Source organism: Mesorhizobium sp. M1A.F.Ca.IN.020.06.1.1, assembly GCF_004023265.1.
In the GTDB taxonomy this organism is placed as follows: domain Bacteria; phylum Pseudomonadota; class Alphaproteobacteria; order Rhizobiales; family Rhizobiaceae; genus Mesorhizobium.
In genome coordinates, this window is the sequence record NZ_RZSR01001048.1 from 1 (window position 1) to 1,978 (window position 1,978).

Here is a 1,978-nt window from a genome sequence, read left to right on the forward strand (position 1 = left end):
GCAGATCATGGCGACGCCCGCCTCGATCACCGGCAAGTATTTGTCGGGCGAGCTCGAGGTCGCGACGCCGGCGGTGCGCCGCGAGGCGAAAAAGAACCGGCGTATCAAGGTCGTCGGCGCGCGCGGCAACAATCTGAAAAACGTCACGGCGGAGATCCCGCTCGGCACTTTCACCTGCGTCACCGGCGTCTCCGGCGGCGGCAAGTCGACCTTCCTGATCGAGACGCTGTTCAAGGCGGCCTCACGCCGCATCATGGGCTCGCGCGAGCATCCGGCCGAGCATGATCGCATCGAGGGCCTGGAGTTCCTCGACAAGGTCATCGATATCGACCAGTCGCCGATTGGCCGCACGCCGCGCTCCAACCCCGCCACTTATACCGGCGCCTTCACGCCGATCCGCGATTGGTTCGCCGGTCTGCCGGAGGCTAAGGCGCGCGGCTATCAGCCGGGCCGTTTCTCCTTCAACGTCAAGGGCGGCCGCTGCGAGGCGTGCCAGGGCGACGGCGTCATCAAGATCGAGATGCACTTCCTGCCCGACGTCTACGTCACCTGCGACGTCTGCCATGGCAAGCGCTACAACCGCGAGACGCTGGACGTGCTGTTCAAGGGCAAGTCGATCGCCGACGTGCTCGACATGACGGTCGAGGAAGGCGTCGAGTTCTTCTCGGCGGTGCCCGGCGTGCGCGACAAGCTGGAGACGCTGAAGCAGGTCGGGCTCGGCTACATCCACATCGGCCAGCAGGCGACGACGCTCTCCGGCGGCGAGGCGCAGCGCATCAAGCTGGCCAAGGAACTGTCGCGCAAGGCGACCGGTAAGACGCTCTACATCCTGGATGAGCCGACCACCGGCCTGCATTTCCACGACGTCGCCAAGCTTCTGGAAGTGCTGCATGAGCTGGTCGACCAGGGCAACACGGTGGTGGTGATCGAGCACAACCTCGAAGTCATCAAGACCGCCGACTGGGTGCTCGACCTCGGCCCCGAGGGCGGCGACGGCGGTGGCGAGCTGGTAGCCTCCGGCACGCCGGAAGCGATCGTGCGCGAAAAGCGCAGCTACACCGGCCAGTTCCTGAAGGAGCTTCTGGAGCGGCGCCCCGGGGGCAAGCGCGAAGCGGCCGAGTGAGCAAGTGGGTCGGCAAGCGTTTGGAACAGTCTCAAATGAAGATCAGGCAAGCGCTTGCAGGTGATCTCCAAGCTGTCGTCGCGATAACCACGGACGCCTACGCCCCCTATACCGCCCTGTTCGGCGCGCCGCCGATCCCGGTGACCGAGGACTATGCACCCCGCATTGCGCGCGGCGAGGTCTGGCTGCTGGAGGATGGTTCCGATCTGGCCGGGCTGCTTGTCCTCGAGCGGCACGACCATCATGCCATGATCTTCAGCGTTGCCGTTTCGCCGGCCTTCCAGGGCAGGAAGCTCGGCATCAGGCTGCTCGACTTCGCCGACGAGCAGGCGCGGTCATGGAGCGTGCCGGAGGTGCGGCTCTACACCAATTCGCGCATGGAGCGGAACATCGCGCTCTATTCGGCTTACGGCTATCGGGAGACGGGTCGCCGCGCCAACCCATACCGGCCAGGATGGATATTGGTCGACATGGCCAAGCCGGTCGACAAAGCAGCCTGAGCCGTACTCAAAACTCGGAGGAGGAAGACGATGATCCAAGGAAAGATCCGCTCCGGCATGGGCGGCTGGACCTTCGAGCCCTGGGACACCTCCTTCTATCCGGACAAGCTCGCCAAGGCCAAGCAGTTGCACTTTGCCAGCCGCCAGGTGCCGAGCATCGAGGTCAACGGCACCTATTATTCCAGCTTCAAGGAGCCGACCTTCGTCAAGTGGGCGAACGACACGCCGGAGGGCTTCGTCTTTTCGCTCAAGGGCAACCGCTTCGTCACCAACCGCCGCGTGCTTGGCGAGGCCGGGGAATCGATAATGCGCTTCCTCGGCTCGGGCATTGTCGCGCTCGGCGACAAGCTGGGAC

At 64.6% G+C, this 1,978-nt stretch carries 3 protein-coding genes; all 3 read left to right on the forward strand.

Annotated features, from left to right (window positions below):
* Nucleotides 1-1,123: ATP-binding cassette domain-containing protein (locus EOA60_RS30765; protein WP_128312454.1), on the forward strand; the 1,123-nt coding region annotated here is incomplete at its 5' end.
* A gap of 35 nt (nucleotides 1,124-1,158) precedes the next feature.
* Nucleotides 1,159-1,623, forward strand: a complete 465-nt coding sequence (locus EOA60_RS30770) for a GNAT family N-acetyltransferase (protein WP_095825316.1) — start codon at nucleotides 1,159-1,161, stop codon at nucleotides 1,621-1,623.
* Between the two features lie 30 nt (nucleotides 1,624-1,653).
* A partial coding sequence (locus EOA60_RS30775; RefSeq protein ID WP_128312455.1) for a DUF72 domain-containing protein occupies nucleotides 1,654-1,978 on the forward strand: 325 nt, incomplete at its 3' end.

What these genes read in the sequence shown, in the direction of transcription:
- EOA60_RS30770 (WP_095825316.1), top strand. Translation starts at nt 1,159, where the DNA reads ATGAAGATCAGGCAAGCGCTTGCAGGTGATCTCCAAGCTGTCGTCGCG.